16 protein-coding genes are annotated in these 14,824 nt (G+C 58.8%); 7 read left to right on the top strand and 9 right to left on the bottom strand.

The genetic code is table 11. The annotated features are described in order from the left end of the window. Positions 1-80 precede the first annotated feature (80 nt). Positions 81-635 carry an RNA ligase family protein gene (locus AC2FGC_RS12175; protein ID WP_496726050.1) on the bottom strand — a complete coding sequence of 185 codons (555 nt, stop codon included), beginning with the start codon at positions 633-635 and terminating at the stop codon, positions 81-83. A 244-nt stretch (positions 636-879) separates the two neighbouring features. Between AC2FGC_RS12175 and AC2FGC_RS12170 the strand changes: the two genes are divergently transcribed. Together AC2FGC_RS12170 and AC2FGC_RS12165 are read left to right on the top strand one after the other, a co-directional pair. Further along, positions 880-1,188 carry a hypothetical protein gene (locus tag AC2FGC_RS12170; protein WP_496726049.1) on the top strand — a complete coding sequence of 103 codons (309 nt, stop codon included), beginning with the start codon at positions 880-882 and terminating at the stop codon, positions 1,186-1,188. A gap of 63 nt (positions 1,189-1,251) precedes the next feature. Then, positions 1,252-2,193: a LysR family transcriptional regulator gene (locus tag AC2FGC_RS12165; protein ID WP_282119981.1), complete on the top strand. Its 942-nt coding sequence runs from the start codon at positions 1,252-1,254 to the stop codon at positions 2,191-2,193. Here AC2FGC_RS12165 and AC2FGC_RS12160 read toward each other — a convergent pair. Further along, positions 2,190-2,633 carry a low molecular weight protein-tyrosine-phosphatase gene (locus AC2FGC_RS12160; RefSeq protein ID WP_496726154.1) on the bottom strand — a complete coding sequence of 148 codons (444 nt, stop codon included), beginning with the start codon at positions 2,631-2,633 and terminating at the stop codon, positions 2,190-2,192. The two genes, AC2FGC_RS12165 and AC2FGC_RS12160, sit on opposite strands and share 4 nt — an antisense overlap. Before the next feature lie 28 nt (positions 2,634-2,661). On the opposite strand from AC2FGC_RS12160, the gene AC2FGC_RS12155 reads away from it, so the two are divergent. Both AC2FGC_RS12155 and AC2FGC_RS12150 read left to right on the top strand, forming a co-directional pair. Next, positions 2,662-3,357, top strand: a complete 696-nt coding sequence (locus AC2FGC_RS12155; RefSeq protein ID WP_496726048.1) for an NAD-dependent deacylase — start codon at positions 2,662-2,664, stop codon at positions 3,355-3,357. A gap of 68 nt (positions 3,358-3,425) precedes the next feature. Continuing rightward, positions 3,426-4,034: an HdeD family acid-resistance protein gene (locus AC2FGC_RS12150; RefSeq protein ID WP_496726047.1), complete on the top strand. Its 609-nt coding sequence runs from the start codon at positions 3,426-3,428 to the stop codon at positions 4,032-4,034. An 87-nt stretch (positions 4,035-4,121) separates the two neighbouring features. Here the strand turns inward: AC2FGC_RS12150 and AC2FGC_RS12145 are convergent, their stop codons facing one another. The 6 genes from AC2FGC_RS12145 to meaB form a co-directional block, all read right to left on the bottom strand. Beyond that, a complete protein-coding gene (locus tag AC2FGC_RS12145) occupies positions 4,122-4,595 on the bottom strand; it encodes a copper chaperone PCu(A)C (RefSeq protein ID WP_496726046.1) in 474 nt (157 codons plus the stop codon). A gap of 45 nt (positions 4,596-4,640) precedes the next feature. Beyond that, positions 4,641-5,036, bottom strand: coding sequence for a hypothetical protein (locus AC2FGC_RS12140; protein WP_496782453.1), 396 nt, complete (start codon positions 5,034-5,036; stop codon positions 4,641-4,643). Between the two features lie 363 nt (positions 5,037-5,399). Continuing rightward, on the bottom strand, positions 5,400-5,687 hold the full coding sequence (gene rpmB, locus AC2FGC_RS12135) for a 50S ribosomal protein L28 (RefSeq protein WP_058272217.1): 288 nt from the start codon (positions 5,685-5,687) through the stop codon (positions 5,400-5,402). A 139-nt stretch (positions 5,688-5,826) separates the two neighbouring features. Next, a complete protein-coding gene (locus AC2FGC_RS12130) occupies positions 5,827-6,555 on the bottom strand; it encodes an alpha/beta hydrolase (protein WP_496782451.1) in 729 nt (242 codons plus the stop codon). A gap of 193 nt (positions 6,556-6,748) precedes the next feature. Then, positions 6,749-7,891: a Hint domain-containing protein gene (locus tag AC2FGC_RS12125; protein WP_496782449.1), complete on the bottom strand. Its 1,143-nt coding sequence runs from the start codon at positions 7,889-7,891 to the stop codon at positions 6,749-6,751. A 146-nt stretch (positions 7,892-8,037) separates the two neighbouring features. Further along, positions 8,038-9,015: a methylmalonyl Co-A mutase-associated GTPase MeaB gene (gene meaB, locus AC2FGC_RS12120; protein ID WP_282153571.1), complete on the bottom strand. Its 978-nt coding sequence runs from the start codon at positions 9,013-9,015 to the stop codon at positions 8,038-8,040. Positions 9,016-9,240: 225 nt separating this feature from the next. Between meaB and hrpB the strand changes: the two genes are divergently transcribed. From hrpB to AC2FGC_RS12105, 3 genes are all read left to right on the top strand, one after another. Then, positions 9,241-11,676: an ATP-dependent helicase HrpB gene (hrpB, locus tag AC2FGC_RS12115; protein ID WP_496726042.1), complete on the top strand. Its 2,436-nt coding sequence runs from the start codon at positions 9,241-9,243 to the stop codon at positions 11,674-11,676. A 110-nt stretch (positions 11,677-11,786) separates the two neighbouring features. After that, positions 11,787-12,245: an NUDIX hydrolase gene (locus tag AC2FGC_RS12110; protein WP_108861772.1), complete on the top strand. Its 459-nt coding sequence runs from the start codon at positions 11,787-11,789 to the stop codon at positions 12,243-12,245. Positions 12,246-12,337: 92 nt separating this feature from the next. Next, positions 12,338-13,816: an inorganic phosphate transporter gene (locus AC2FGC_RS12105; RefSeq protein WP_496726041.1), complete on the top strand. Its 1,479-nt coding sequence runs from the start codon at positions 12,338-12,340 to the stop codon at positions 13,814-13,816. Positions 13,817-13,827: 11 nt separating this feature from the next. Here the strand turns inward: AC2FGC_RS12105 and AC2FGC_RS12100 are convergent, their stop codons facing one another. Beyond that, positions 13,828-14,802, bottom strand: a complete 975-nt coding sequence (locus AC2FGC_RS12100; RefSeq protein WP_496726040.1) for a 2-dehydropantoate 2-reductase — start codon at positions 14,800-14,802, stop codon at positions 13,828-13,830. Positions 14,803-14,824 lie beyond the last annotated feature (22 nt).

The raw sequence follows: 14,824 nt of genomic DNA, 5'->3' as shown, positions 1-14,824 counted from the left end.
GGGATATGCGTCGGAATTGGGCTGTGGTCAAGGTGGGTCAACATGCTGCGAAACCCTTTGTTCCCAAGCTCTCGGCCCAGTCAGACCAAACCGTTTTTGACCAGCGCTGCATTCATCCAATGCGTCTCGCTTTGCACATGGCCCTCACGTACGTATTTAGCAAGGTGTATGGGCATGTCTTCTTCCTTGAAGGCCCCAGTGGTGCGAACGACAAACCCCTCTTGTTTTTCGAGATCGAGACCCGCAATTACATCCTTTGCGATCTGTGCCGAAAACCGCCCGCGATAAAGTTCAGGAACCGCTGTGACCCCAAGTTCGACAAAGCGCGAAAGCGTCGCGTCCCAAGGTTGAACTTCCTCAGCCTTGATCCAAGCAAATCCCAGAAAATATGTCGGCAGCTCTGAATAAGTGATGGAATGACGCGCGAACAAATACTCGCCCACAATTCGTTCATCCTCGGCAAGTAGAGGCGCTATACCGGCTGCAAATGCCTTCATCCAATCTCGCGACGGATGATATCTCGCGTCGAGGCTGCGGGGGTGACAGCCTAGGCTGTGGATCGTGGTATTCTCACCGTCCATCTTTTCAGTGAACACCACTTCGTCAGCCATCTCTAACACGGCAACGCTAGACATGATTTTGTCATCACTCGTGGCGCCAGGAGATTGCGGCAAGTGAAATGTGCGTCCGTATTTCTTAAGCATAGTGGTCTCATGAGGGGTTTCTAAGCAAAGTCGGGTTAGACAACGCGACATTCGCAAACCGTGCAATCACTTTTTCTCAACGTTTGATTGATCCCTTTCCCCGTTTGATTCATACTCCTGCGAAGACCGAGAGGGGCATAAGACCCCTCCGGGCAGGCAAACATGAGGCATGAGCATGAAAAAGTTCCTCTTAATCGCATTCTGTGCCACGTCGCTGACGGCGGTGGCTCCGGTCGCAGAGGCGGCGCAGATCAAACGGGCGTGTCTGGCGTCTGACCGGTCGGCGGCGACGCGGGATCGGTGTAGTTGCATTCAGCGGGTGGCCAATCAGGCGTTGACCCGCAGTGATCAGAAGACCGTTGCCAAGTGGTTCCGCGACCCGCATCAGGCCCAAGAGCTCAAGATGTCACAGACGGCGCGCGACGATGCGCTGTGGGACCGGTATCGGAACTTTGGTCAGATGGCGCAGGCGATCTGCAACTAGGCTGATCAATCCTTGACCTGACCCGAACTGCGCCCCAGAAAGGCGCAGCGAAAGGGATATCTGATGGTTATGAAAGGGCTGACCCTGCGCGGCCTCGAAGTGTTCGAGGCGTTGGCGCGGACCGGATCGGTAGCGCAAGCCGCCGAGATCACAGGGCTTAGCCAGCCGTCAGTGTCCCAGCAGTTACGCAATCTGGAAAAGGCAGTGGGCACCGATTTGGTGGATCACGCACGGCGCCCGATGCGCCTGACCCAGGCTGGGCGCAGCTTTCTGGCCCGCGCGCAGGCTGTTCTGGCCGAACTGCAGATGGCCCAAAGCGAGCTGACTGTGATGGACCTGGGGCACCTTGCAACCCTGTCTGTCGGCCTGATTGACGATTTCGACAATGACCTGACCCCGCGACTGGCCACTCTGTTGGCCGAAAGTCTGACGCGGTCAAAGTTCAAACTGATCACACTGCCCAGTCTTGACCTGTTCGAAGAACTTGAGGCGCAGCGCCTTCAGCTTGTGGTGTCAGCCCATAGCGGCGAGGTGCTGGAAGGCGTGGTCGAGTACCCGCTGGTGCGCGATCCCTTCATTCTGGTGACGCCCAAAGGGGCCGAAAACGCCATGCAGGATCTGCCCTTCCTACGCTATGCCCGCGAGCAGTTGATCAGCCGCCAGATTGAGGCCCATCTGGCGCGCCAGCAGCTGGAATTTGAAGAACGGTTCGAAATCGGTTCTCATCTGGCGTTGATGGCAATGGTCGCGCGCGGCCTCGGCTGGGCGATCACGACGCCGCTGGGCTACATGCGGGCGGCGCGATTCCATGACGGGCTTGAGGCGCACCCTGCCCCGATCGGAGATGTGTCGCGGACGATTTCCTTGTTCACCCGCACCGACTGGTCAGGTCAGGTTCCGCAAGAAGTCGCAGGCATGATGCGCCGCCTAATGGGCAGCCAGATTGTTGACCCGGCCCTTGCGCAATTGCCATGGCTGAACAACCGCCTAAAGTTGATGAACTAGCCGCGTAGATGCGTGTCGAGACCTTCGACCGCTGCCTCGATTAGATCCAATGCTCCATCGAAGTCACGGGTATAGTATGGGTCCGGGACGTGGTCTGTGCCGATATGAGGCGCAAAATCCGTCAGCAGACGCACTGGGGTTTCGTTCCCAGCTGGCCTCAATGCCTCAATATCCGCGAGGTTGTCGGCATCCATCCCGATAATCAAATCGAACCTGTCGAAATCCGCGGGCACAAATTGGCGCGCCCGCAAATCATCCAGTTTTATGCCACGCGACAGAGCTGCCATTTGCATCGGCCCATAAGGTGGGTCACCAATGTGCCAGCCAGAAGTCCCGGCACTATCGGTAGCGTGATGCGGCGCACGGGCGCGAAAGGCGCCCTCGGCGGCGGGAGAACGGCAGATATTGCCCAGACAGACGAACAAGATACGGTGGGTCATGAACCACGGTGTAACGCGAAGGGCCAAGATGGAAAAGATCGTCATTCTGACAGGGGCCGGGATTTCCGCCGAAAGCGGGTTGGGCACGTTCCGCGACGAGGGCGGTTTGTGGGCCCAACACCGGATCGAAGACGTTGCCACGCCCGAAGGGTTCGCGCGTGATCCCGCGCTGGTGCACGGGTTTTACAATGCCCGCCGCGTACAGGCCGCCGAGGCGCAACCTAACGCGGCCCACGATGCACTTGCCCGACTACAGCAGGACTGGCCCGGCGAGGTTGTGATCGTCACACAAAACGTCGACAGCCTGCACGAGGCCGGTGGCGCGCAAAACGTGATCCACATGCATGGAACGCTGGCGGGCGCGCTTTGCGCGGCCTGCGGCCACCGCTGGACGGCGCCGCCCGAGATGGCCGTGGGCGAGCCCTGCCCTGCCTGCGTAGCCCCCACTGCGCGTCCGGATGTGGTGTGGTTTGGTGAGATGCCTTATCACATGGACGCCATCTATGATCATCTGGCAGGCACAAGCATCTTTGCCGCCATTGGCACTTCGGGTCAGGTCTATCCCGCCGCGGCTTTCGTGCACGAGGCCATGATGTCCGGTGCAAGAACTGTCGAACTGAACCTCGAGCCGTCGACCGGCGCATCCAGTTTCGACGAAGTCATACTTGGCCCCGCAACAGAAACCATTCCGCGCTGGGTCGATCAGATCCTAAAATCGCAATAGGGCGAAACCCGCAGACAAGAGGCGAATTTCCTTGCTATACTAGTGCCCTAACAACCCGAGAGGTCCCCATGACAGACCCAAAAAACCAACAAGGTGAAATCCTTGATGATGACAGCCTCGACACACGTGGCGCCCTCGGTGATCAGCTAACGGACCTGTGGTGGACATTCTTGCTGCGCGGAATCCTGGCCGGTGCGCTCGGGATCGCAGCGTTATTCTGGCCGACGGGCAGCATCTCTTTGCTGATCCGTCTGGTGGGCCTGCTGCTGGTCCTCGATGGTGGCCTGACGCTGCTGGGGTTTGGTCGACGTGGCCTGATTGGCGGTTTCGGCATCGGGGCGCTTCTGATCGGACTGATCCTGCTGATCTGGCCGGAAGGCGTCGCGCGCCTCGCGTTCTTCCTGCTGGGAGCCTGGGCTTTGATTGTCGGGATAGGCTCGCTGATGGTGTGGCGGCAATTGCCCGATGCACATCCGGACGCATCCACCATGCGCAACTCCGGCATTGTCGCGCTGTTGATCGGCCTTGTTTTGATGTTCTGGCCGGGCAGCGGCATGGTGGCGCTCGGCTGGGCGATTGCTTTCTCGGCGCTGGCCTTTGCCGCAGTAATGCTCTGGCTGGCCATGCGCTTCAAACGCGCCCATGACCGCGTAGCGATGCGGGTGGTCAACCGCTGAACCTTTTCTACAACGACAAAAGGCCGGGAATTTCCCGGCCTGACGCATGGATGACGGCCGCAGCGCGGCCCGAGTTCAGGCGTAGCCCTAGTTCGAATGCGAACCGTGACCGCCGGTGTCCTTACGCACCAAATCCACCGGAATCTTGATCTCGACCTCGCCTGCTGTCTCGAAGATCAACGTAACGGGAACCATTGCATCCTGTTCAAACGGGGCTGTCAGGCCCATGAACATCACGTGATCGCCACCACGCTTCAGCATGTGCATTTCACCGGCGGGTATGACAAAGCCTTCTTCGACATGGGTCATCTTGGCAACGCCGTTTTCGTCGACAATATGGGTGTGCAACTCGACCCGAGCCGCAGCGTCGGATTCCACGCCGATCAAACGATCATCGGTCGCGCCGGTGTTCTGGATCATCATGAAGGCTGCGCCAGCTTTGGCTGTTTTACCCGATGATCGGGCATAAGCGTCATCGACGGTGATCGTGTCCTGCGCAAAAGCAGCCGTAGCAATAGTTGCGGCGGCAAGGGTGGTCAGCAGTCTGGATGTGAGTGACATAGCGCCTCTCCTGTAGTTTGGTGTTTGATAAGAATTGATAATGAATCAAACACTTGCAGGAGGTGCCCGGGCTGGCTGTGACGGTATAGGCAGAGCGATCAGATTCTCCGCGATACGCGATGGCATGGGTCGATCGGTGTCCGGCGCAACCGGCAAGGACGGTTCGTCAATGCTCACCGCGCCCAACAGGTTCAACGCATAATCCGGACAGAAGTGCGGGGCCTTTGTCGGCTGCCCTTCGGCATCCATATAGACCACGACCGGACCAGATCCGGTACACAGCACCATATGCCCCACCGCCCGGTCCACACCGCGCGATGCAGCAACGCCCTGCCCGGTCAAAACGACCAGCAGCGACAGCACAAACGGCAGAACTTTGTTCAGAACGGGTTTCATCCTGTCCCCGATATAGGCCAGAGACAAAACGGGCTTCAAGCGCAATCAGACACGCTTAAAGCCCAGGGCCGGGAGGACAATGTCAGCGATCCGGTTCCGGGCGCTTGACGGACCCTTTTGTCAGGCTCGTATGCAGCCGATTCACCCGACGCTGCATCCGCAGACATGCCCCAAACGTTTTGCCGAAAAAGTCGGCCAGTAGGGAGAAAGAAGGTAATGATTTGAACGACATGAGGTTGAACTCCGCCAGATGAATATGCCTAAACATAATACGGGTAGAGCAAACGGTATGTGAACAATTTCACCCAACGCGGAAATTTAATTCCAAATTGAGAACAGCACTCTGCACAAAACGAAAAAACCCTGCACCAAAAGGTACAGGGCCTGAATTCTCGCAGGAAAAAGGTCTTAGGCCGAAGCTTGCGCCTTGGCGATTTCCTTTTTCACTTTCAATGCGTTGTTGGACAGCTCATCGTCCTTGGCTTTCGCCAGGAACGCGTCCAGACCACCACGGTGGTCCACCGAACGCAGGGCAGCCGCCGAGATGCGCAGCTTGACGCCACGGCCCAGCGTTTCCGACTGCAGCGTAACGTCGTTCAGGTTGGGCAGAAAACGACGACGAGTTCTGTTTTTGGCATGGCTGACATTGTTGCCAGTCATCGGGCCTTTTCCGGTCAGTTCGCAACGGCGCGACATGGTTTCTTCCTTTGTTTCTGGAGGCCAGGCATTACACCCTCGGCCAAATCACAAGGGGCACAACCCGAAGTCGCGCCCGAAAACTGGTTGGATGCGTGTAGTGGGAATCACAGACGGGGTCAAGCCATATGCCAATGATTCACAGCACCAAGTTTTCATTTAATTCTCCCGGCCGTTTCAGGGCGCGATTTTCCAACTCTGGGCGACCTGTTTTTGCCGCTGCGGCCGCCAGACGCGCCCAGTACCGGCGGCTTTTTAGTCGCGCAGTACGATGCACACGGACCATTCTTTCCGGTGACAACCGCTGACGAAGCAACATATTCTGTAGCCTGCCATATCCACCGGTTTGCCTTATAACTTTGGTCGCAGGATGACCAGTGAAGCAAAGCCTTACGATTTTCATTGCGGGAAAGGCCTCCTGGGTCATGCGGGCATTCAGAAAATCGGCGCGGTTGAACGGATCAACCAGAATGAGGCCGCGTACAGGATAAAAGCGACTCGGCAGCGCCCCAAGATCAGGATCGAAGTCTGTCGCCCATTTTTTGAAACGCGGGTCAAATGGCACGTGTTCTTCAGAAATTGAGAACTGCGGTGAAACAGCAAGAAGAGATTTCAAGTTTAGCGCTCGCGCCAAGCGAAGACCGGCGTAACCACCCATTGAAAAGCCCATCGCCGCGACATGTTCCATTCCCTGGGTCAGCCGCGACAGGCAGGCCTCAAGTTCGGGTGTTTCAGAGTTTATATACCAATCATTCAGCCGAGCCTGCACATGCAAATGCGCATATCCCGCCTGTATTAAAGTTGCCGCCGGTCGCGGTTCCGAAAACTGTCCCGGATCAGACACCCGGTGGCGAAAGGTGACATACAAGCGAGCCTGACCTGGATTGAAAAGCGTGGCACGCAGTCGATTTCCATCAAAAATCCGACATTGCTGCAATCTTCAACTGCCCTTTTTTGACCAGAATCGCCTGCCTGACCGGGTTATTTCATTCAGTCATGCATTCAGTGCGGGGTTCAACATGACTGCTTTTTGGGGATTAAAACATCCGAGTGGCGTTCCCCTATACGTCATAGCCCTGCAGCGGTGGCTTTTCATTCTTCAGGTGCCGAGCCACGAGGCGCGCTTGTTGGGGGCCTTTGGGGATGTACCGGGCCGGGTTGGGATTGTGGTTCACATCCGCCAATTCCGGAAAGATATCGAATATCTCACGCCGCGCTTCCGGGCTAAGGGTCTTAAGCGCCTCAGGCCCGGTAAACAGGCTTTCGCTTGGGGCGTTTTCGGCAAAGATAACCTCGTGCCGGTCAAAAAGCAGGTGGTAATATTCGACACTGTCCACCGTAGCATCAACGAATATCCCTGGCAGCGCGGTCAGTTTTATCGCCGGAATCAGAACTTCGGGCTCGCCAAACATCCGTTCTGCGATTTGCGACTGCACCAGCATTCTGTGCTGCCGTGACACCAACAGATCCCGTTTGGGCAACCCATTGCCCATCGCGCCTGCCAATATTCGGACGGGGCGACGTTTCGCGTCGCCCGCCAATGCCACCGAGTCAAATTTACGGCGCCCGATCCAGCGGATCGGTTGCATCCCGTTGCCCTGCGTTGGGATCATATCCCCCTGTCGGAGATCCTGAATAAGAACCGGACCACGTTGTGCCTGAATTACTGTATCGCGGGTAAAGCACAAAAACCCTGTGCCGGATTCAAACCCGCTATAGTTGACCACGATCCCTGAGGGCAATTCGAAGCTGCCGCTGGAAAGCGAATAGGATTGCCCGACAACAACGGTGAACGTTCCGAAATTTGCGTCGGTTACAACTGTGCCCACCGGAAGGTTCAGCGCGTCCTGCCCGCCGCCGCCCTGAACATCCCCGGTGACTTGGGTTCGGATAAAGTTCAGGGTGTCATTGCCCTGCCCCAAACGGATATTGCCGACGCCTACGTCAAAAACCGTGACGGTATCCGCATCGCGACCCGCATTGATCTGCCCATCGATCTGGGCGTTGAACACGGTGATTTCATCGTTTCCGGCGTTGCCGCGTACACTCCCGGAAATAGTACTGCTTACAATCGTAATCTCATCGTCACCGCCACGGGCGCGAATATCATCAATGGGCGTGCCCTGGGGCGTACCGTTCAGCGTACCTTCGTCGCCGGTGACTTCGATATCGTCGTCACCATTTGTCCCACGAATATTGGGCATGCACGGCTATCTCCGACGCGTTCATTTGTTGACTTGCGCACCATCGAGACTATCGACTTCCCCTCGAAGCAGCACAATCAGAAATTGTATCTTTGCCCATAATACATGATTTTGGCGCACCCTCCACCTCTGACGCTAAAAGGCGTCTAGTGTGTTGCTAGGACACTAAGCATTCGTTCCGCAGCCGCCGTCGGGCTAAGATTGCCTGCGCCAACATCGGATCCAAGGCGATCCATTTCTGCGCGGGCGGTCGGCGTATCCAACCGAGATAGCAGCGCGTATCGCACTTCTTGATCGAACCAGAACCGCGCCTGCGCCGCGCGGTTGCCATCCCAATGGCCGTTTTCACGCCGCCAGCCTGACAGAGTGGTCATTTCGTCCCAGGCTTGGTCAAGCCCATGTTCCTCGACCGCGGAAACAGTCATCGCCTTGGGAAAACCCTCGGGGTCCTGCGGGCGTTTTCGCAGCAGGCGCAAAGCCCCCGCGTAGTCAGCACAGGTGCGGGTGGCCGTGGCTTTCAGATCTCCATCCGCCTTGTTCACAAGGATCATGTCGGCCATTTCCATGATTCCGCGTTTAACCCCCTGCAACTCATCCCCGCCCGCAGGCGCAAGCAACAGAAGGAACAGATCCGACATTTCGGAAACGACGGTCTCGGACTGCCCGACTCCTACAGTTTCAATCAGCACCACGTCGAACCCTGCCGCCTCGCACAGGGCAATCGCCTCGCGGGTGCGGCGGGCCACGCCGCCCAAATGGGATTGGCTGGGAGACGGACGGATAAAGGCGTTCTTCTCACGACTCAGCCGCTCCATCCGGGTTTTGTCGCCCAGAATAGAACCACCTGAACGGGTCGAGCTGGGGTCGACAGCCAAGACCGCAACGCGCAGGCCCTGCTCGATCAGCATCATGCCAAAGCTTTCGATAAAGGTGGATTTGCCCACCCCCGGAGTACCGGACAACCCAACGCGCAGGGATTGCCGCCCGGCTTTGGCCAAATGCGCCAGCAATTCAGACGCCTGTGCCCGATGATCGGCGCGACCACTTTCGACCAGAGTGATTGCCCGGGCCAGCGCACGCCGGTCTCCGTTCAAAATCTTATCACCTAGGCTGTCCATATCCATTCCGACCCCGATCTTTTGCGGCACGACTACTTGCCGCCCCGACGGGTGGTTTGTCCAGACCGGACCGCGCAGGAAACCTGCCCGATACCTGCATTTCGCACCTATGTGTTGCTGTTGATCCTCTTTGACCGGACCGCCGCTGGCTCTAGGCCGCAGCGGCGCGATCATCGTCATTGGGAAACAGCGGAACTGGACGTTGCGCCGTGGTTGGCTGATAAAGCGCCAATGACAACACGCCTGCCCATCGATGACGCCATCCCCGAATTGCTTAACGCCCTAAAGGCCAATGGCCGGGCCGTTTTGCAAGCCCCTCCGGGCGCGGGCAAGACAACGCGGGTACCTCTGGCGATGCTCGAGGCCGGGTTGTGCAATGGCAAGATCATCATGCTCGAACCCCGCAGGCTTGCCGCGCGTGCCGCGGCAGAGCGGATGGCGGAAACTTTGGGGCAACGTGCGGGTGAAACCGTCGGTTACCGCGTGCGGGGCGATGCGAAAACCTCAAAAACAACCCGCATCGAAGTGGTGACCGAAGGCATTCTGACCCGAATGCTACAATCTGAACCGGATCTGCCAGGCGTAGGCGCGGTGATTTTTGACGAGTTTCACGAACGATCTTTGAACGCGGACCTCGGGCTTGCCCTGTGCCTTGAGGTTACGGGCGCACTACGCGACGACCTGATCCTGCTGGCGATGTCTGCCACACTCGACGCCGAACCGGTCGGCCAATTGATGGACGCACCGCTTGTGACGTCCGAAGGGCGCAGTTATCCGGTTGAAACCCAGTGGCTGGACCAGCCACTGGGTGCGCAAGCACGACGACTGGATGCACTGATAGATCTGGTCGCCAAGGCCGAGCGTGAAACCGAAGGCGGCATGCTCGTGTTTCTGCCCGGCGAGGGCGAAATCCGCAGAGCCGAGGCCGCGCTATCCAAACGGTTGCCCGGCAATTGCGCAGTTAAACCACTGTTCGGAGCAATGCCCTTTGCCGCCCAGCGCGCAGCGATCTCGCCAGCCGCGAAAGAGCGCAAGGTCGTGCTTGCCACTTCAATCGCCGAGACCTCGCTGACCATTCCCGACATCCGCGTGGTTGTGGATATGGGTCAGGCGCGCCGGGCGCGGTTCGATCCGGGTTCTGGCATGTCGCGGCTGGTCACGGAACGGGTGACGCGGGCCGAAGCAACCCAACGCGCAGGTCGTGCAGGGCGCGTGGCCGAGGGCGTGTGTTACCGGATTTGGTCCAAAGGTGAAGAAGGTGCGCTGGCCGCCTACCCCCCTGCCGAAATCGAAGCCGCCGACCTGACGGGCCTTGCGCTGGAACTGGCGCTTTGGGGGGCCGAACCGGATGACCTCGCCTTTTTGACACCACCACCCGAAGGAACGATGGCCGAGGCCCGTACATTGCTGAACATGCTGGGTGCGTTGGATGTCAAAGGGCGGATCACCGACCACGGACGGGCCCTGGCTGCGCTACCCCTGCATCCTCGGCTGGGGCACATGCTGGTGACGGCCGGGACCAACGCCGCTTCGTTGGCTGCGCTGATGGCGGAACGTGATCCGCTAAAGGGCGCTCCGGTAGATCTGCTGCTGCGGCTTGATGCGTTGCGCGATGCCCGCGCCTTTCAACGCAACCGGGTGTGGCAGATCAACATGGGCGCGTTGGAACGGATCAAAGCCGAGAGCAAGCGGCTGAAAACACGAAGCAGCAAGACAGACCTAAGCCCAGCCGCGATGGCCGCCTTGGCCTATCCCGATCGCATTGGGCAACGCCGCAAAGGCGATGTGCCGCGTTACGTTCTGTCCGGCGGCAAGGGCGTCGTGCTGGACAGCGGTGACACATTGGCGGCCGCGCCTTATCTTGTGGTGACAGATACGGACGGAAACCCGCGCGAGGCCAAGGTGCGCATGGCCGCACAAATCTCAGAGCGTGAAATCCGGGATCTGTTCGCGGATCAGATCGAATGGGTCGACAACTGCGCGTGGTCGAAACGGGAACGCCGGGTCATTGCGCGCACGCAGGAACGCCTTGGCGCGATCACTCTGGATGACCGTATTTGGAAGGACGCGCCGGATGAGGCCATCGCCCGCGCCATGCTGGATGGTGTGCGTGATCTGGGGTTACGACTGGAAGGCGCCTCTGCGCGATTGGCCGCGCGGGTGGAATTGGTGCGCGCCGAAGGGATCGACCTGCCGGACTTTTCAATGGACGGGTTGATGGCCGCTCTGGACGACTGGCTGCTACCCATGCTGTCAGGTCAGCGCAGTGCAGACGACTGGAAAAAGTTTGACCTGCTGCCTGCCCTGCGTGCCCGGCTGGACTGGGCCCAAACGCAGGAATTGGACCGTCGCGCGCCGGGATCGTTTGAAACACCACTGGGCCGCAAGGTGCCAATTGATTATGGCGGCGCGGTGCCCGAGATATCAGTCCGCCTGCAGGAACTGTTCGGTGTCACCCGGCATCCGGCTATCGGGGGCGAGGCGCTCAAGATCACTCTGCTGTCCCCTGCGCGGCGACCAATCCAGATCACGCGCGATCTGCCAGGATTTTGGGCCGGATCTTACGCGGATGTGCGCAAGGACATGCGCGCGCAATATCCCAAACACCCCTGGCCCGAGGATCCGACGCAGGCCGATCCAACCTTGCGGGCCAAGCGGCGGACCTGACGTTCGTTTGCTTCAGAAAATGCGTTCGTTCAATAGATGCATTGAAGCCCCGGTTTATAGTTGTTATGTCACTTTTCCTTGAACCTAAGAAAAGTACTGGCACTTAATCGATGGCATCTTGGCTGAACAATATCTGGGAAGAAGTTGGCAAACCCTTCTTTCAACGCCCACACAGGGTACAGTTTGCAGCCTTGTGCGTGCGCGGAACCGGCGACGACAAAAAAGTTCTGTTGATCACCAGCCGTGGCACAGGCCGATGGGTCATCCCAAAGGGATGGCCAATTGACGGCATGGACGGGGCCGAGACTGCCAAAGAAGAAGCTTGGGAAGAAGCCGGTGTGAAAGTGAAACACCTGGGCCGCAAGGCGGTGGGCCATTTCACCTATGACAAGATCCTGGATGACGGAACGGCCCAACCCGTGCGCACCAATGTGTATCGCATAGATGTCAAAGATCTGGCCGAGGAATTCCCCGAGGTCAGCGAGCGTGAACGGCGCTGGTTCTCGCCGAAAGAGGCCGCAGAGCTGGTGCAAGAGCCGGAACTGCGCGAAATGCTGCGGCAAATGTAACGCTTTCGCAACAAACTTCTGTGAGGCCGGTTGCCACAAGACCGGGTAACCGTTAACCGCGCCGGTTAAACCGTATCACCCACAGAAAACCGATGTCGAACACGAACAATAAAAACCGCTGGCAAGCCCTGGACAGCGATCTGCACCGAATTTCCCGCCTTGAGCATGCGAACGTGCACGTGGCGCGGCCGCTGCTTGCGCCGGGCATCGCGCTGGCCTTCATAGTCATTGCCGGATTGATTGCTGCGATACTATTCGGTCGGGCAGACGGCGGGCTGATCGTCATCGCGGCTGCCGGTTTTGGTGCCTATATGGCAATCAACATCGGCGCCAACGACGTTGCCAACAACATGGGCCCTGCGGTCGGTGCTAACGCCCTGACCATGGGTGGGGCAATTGCCATCGCCGCAGTCGCGGAAAGCGCGGGGGCCCTGCTGGCGGGCGGAGACGTGGTCTCGACCATCTCCAAGGGCATCATCGACCCTGCCTCAGTCCAAAATAGCTCGGTCTTTATCTGGGCGATGATGGCGGCGCTGATATCATCGGCGATGTGGGTCAACCTGGCAACATGGGTCGGCGCACCCGTTTCCACAACGCATTCGGTCGTGGGCGGGGTGATGGGGGCTGGTATCGCTGCAGCAGGCCTTAGCGCGGTCAGCTGGGGCACGATGAGCGCGATTGCCGCCAGTTGGGTGATCTCTCCGGTTCTGGGCGGCGCGATTGCTGCCGGATTTCTGGCGCTGATCAAGGCGAAAATCCAGTATCAGGACGACAAGATCGCGGCGGCCCGTCGCTGGGTTCCTATTCTGGTGGCCGTGATGGCCGGTGCATTTGCCACCTATCTCTCTGTCAAAGGCCTGAAGCGGATCGTGAAGATCGATCTGGAAATCGCGCTACTGATCGGTCTGACCTCGGGCATTCTGGCTTGGGCCGTGACTGTGCCTTGGGTTCGACGTAAATCCGAAGGGCTGGAAAACCGCACCAAATCTCTGAAAGTTCTGTTTGGGTTGCCTCTGGTCATCTCGGCCGGGTTTCTGAGCTTTGCACATGGTGCCAACGACGTGGCCAACGCGGTCGGCCCGTTGGCCGCGATTGTGCACGCCGCTGAATTTGGCGATTTTGCCTCGAAGGTCACGATCCCGACATGGGTGATGGTGATCGGGGCCTTTGGGATTTCGTTCGGTCTGTTCCTGTTTGGCCCCAAGCTGATCCGAATGGTGGGCAGCCAGATCACCAAGCTGAACCCGATGCGGGCATTCTGCGTCGCCCTCTCGGCAGCGATCACAGTGATTGTCGCAAGCTGGCTGGGTTTGCCGGTCAGTTCGACCCACATCGCGGTGGGTGCGGTGTTCGGCGTTGGGTTCTATCGTGAATGGAATCAAGATCGCCGGCGGAAGAAAAGTAATGATAGCCGTCCGCCCGAGTTGCGGCTGGCCCGTGAAGAGCAGCGGCGGCGCAAGCTGGTGCGGCGGTCGCATTTCATGACCATTATTGCCGCCTGGGTGATTACCGTCCCAGCGGCGGCTACAATGTCAGCCGTTATCTTCTGGATTTTGACTGCGTTCACCTGAATGTGGTCAGGTCACGGGAAGATCTGATCCGGTGATAGACTTACATCCGGCTTCTGTTCGATCAGAGCCTGTACCCTAGCGCAAATCGGCGCAGGCCGCCTATGTTGCTTGCCCAGTCGGACAATCTCACCTTGCAGACTGTCGATTTCCGTCACGCGCCCCGCCATGAGATCATAGGCCATCGACGTGCGCGCGCTTGGGTCGATGGTCAGCATGCGCGCGGCGATCCGAGTGAACAATGGCGTAGGAAGGCGTAGGATATGCGGCGTCATCCAAGCGGGCAAAGGCGTGGTTGATGCGACAGGGTGGCCTGCGGCCTGAATTACCCTCAAAGCCTCGGCCATCTGGTCGGCCATCAGGCGACGCCACCTGCGATCCAGCAATTGATCCTTCAACGTCAGCCCCGACAACGCGTTCAGTGCGTTGTTCAGGTTGATGATCAGCTTACCCCATTGCACAGATTCGATGTCGTCGCTTTCGATCACCGGCAGGTTGGGCGAGCTGAGCACTTTCCCCAGATTGCCGGGGCCGGACTGGATCACGATATCGCCGGAAGTCGCGCGGTGAAAGCTCGCGGGCTGGGGCGGCACGACGTTGAAGGGCACCATTCCCGCGCGAACGTCATGATCCGGAAGCGCCGCCCGCAGCACCCGGGCGTTTTCCATCCCGTTCTGCCAGGACAACACCGGCGCAGAGACCGGGGCGAACCGCGCGATCTGTTCTGCCATATCCGCCATGGCCGCGGCCTTGACGGCCACGATCACCAACTCTGCGTCTTTCAGGCAATCGGGGGTTTCGGACATCGTCAGCGTCTCGGCCGCCACATGAAGGTGCAGGCCGGAAAAATCAGTGACGGTCAGGCCCTCCTCACGGATTGGGTCCAGAATGCGTGGGCGACCCAACAGCGTGACCGAGTGACCGGCATCAGCCAAAAAGGCTCCGCAATAACATCCAATGCTGCCCGCGCCTGCGATTATGATCTTCATGGCGACCCTCCCGTTGAGGCGA

The organism is Ruegeria sp. CDSC054 (assembly GCF_059610645.1).
The sequence above is the reverse complement of the archived record's forward strand: the minus strand, read 5'-3'. Positions and strand labels throughout refer to the sequence as shown.

Excerpts from the sequence above, each read along its gene's own strand:
- AC2FGC_RS12175 (WP_496726050.1), bottom strand. The coding sequence starts at position 635 with ATGTCTAGCGTTGCCGTGTTAGAGATGGCTGACGAAGTGGTGTTCACT.
- AC2FGC_RS12170 (WP_496726049.1), top strand. The coding sequence starts at position 880 with ATGAAAAAGTTCCTCTTAATCGCATTCTGTGCCACGTCGCTGACGGCG.
- AC2FGC_RS12165 (WP_282119981.1), top strand. The coding sequence starts at position 1,252 with ATGGTTATGAAAGGGCTGACCCTGCGCGGCCTCGAAGTGTTCGAGGCG.
- AC2FGC_RS12160 (WP_496726154.1), bottom strand. The coding sequence starts at position 2,633 with ATGACCCACCGTATCTTGTTCGTCTGTCTGGGCAATATCTGCCGTTCT.
- AC2FGC_RS12155 (WP_496726048.1), top strand. The coding sequence starts at position 2,662 with ATGGAAAAGATCGTCATTCTGACAGGGGCCGGGATTTCCGCCGAAAGC.
- AC2FGC_RS12150 (WP_496726047.1), top strand. The coding sequence starts at position 3,426 with ATGACAGACCCAAAAAACCAACAAGGTGAAATCCTTGATGATGACAGC.
- AC2FGC_RS12145 (WP_496726046.1), bottom strand. The coding sequence starts at position 4,595 with ATGTCACTCACATCCAGACTGCTGACCACCCTTGCCGCCGCAACTATT.
- rpmB (WP_058272217.1), bottom strand. The coding sequence starts at position 5,687 with ATGTCGCGCCGTTGCGAACTGACCGGAAAAGGCCCGATGACTGGCAAC.
- AC2FGC_RS12125 (WP_496782449.1), bottom strand. The coding sequence starts at position 7,891 with ATGCCCAATATTCGTGGGACAAATGGTGACGACGATATCGAAGTCACC.
- meaB (WP_282153571.1), bottom strand. The coding sequence starts at position 9,015 with ATGGATATGGACAGCCTAGGTGATAAGATTTTGAACGGAGACCGGCGT.
- hrpB (WP_496726042.1), top strand. The coding sequence starts at position 9,241 with ATGACAACACGCCTGCCCATCGATGACGCCATCCCCGAATTGCTTAAC.
- AC2FGC_RS12110 (WP_108861772.1), top strand. The coding sequence starts at position 11,787 with ATGGCATCTTGGCTGAACAATATCTGGGAAGAAGTTGGCAAACCCTTC.
- AC2FGC_RS12105 (WP_496726041.1), top strand. The coding sequence starts at position 12,338 with ATGTCGAACACGAACAATAAAAACCGCTGGCAAGCCCTGGACAGCGAT.
- AC2FGC_RS12100 (WP_496726040.1), bottom strand. The coding sequence starts at position 14,802 with ATGAAGATCATAATCGCAGGCGCGGGCAGCATTGGATGTTATTGCGGA.